The following is a 218-nucleotide window of genomic DNA, read 5'->3' as shown; positions in this document are numbered from 1 at the left end:
CCTCCAGCACCTGCAGGCGGCGGGCCTTGGCATGCCACTCCCGCCGGCTGCGGTAACCGCCCGCCGCCCGCTTCGAGCCCTTCGCGCCGACCGGCAGCGCCAGCCGGTGCGCGATCGTCCGGATCCCCGCCTCAAGGGACTGGATGTGGGCGAGCTGGCCACGCCGGGCGAGCGCCCACTGATCATGCGTGGCCTTGGTGATCGACCCGGCCCACCGG

Annotated in this window: 1 pseudogene; it reads right to left on the bottom strand. The window is 74.8% G+C overall.

Features of this window, described 5'->3' with window-relative positions:
* Window positions 1–218, bottom strand: a pseudogene (locus tag IG08_RS0153730) (IS200/IS605 family accessory protein TnpB-related protein); the annotation flags it as partial.

The sequence above is a fragment of the Streptomyces fulvoviolaceus genome (assembly GCF_000718165.1).
Lineage (GTDB): Bacteria > Actinomycetota > Actinomycetes > Streptomycetales > Streptomycetaceae > Streptomyces > Streptomyces fulvoviolaceus.
Note: the sequence above shows the minus strand (reverse complement) of the source record. Positions and strands in the feature narration are given on the sequence as shown.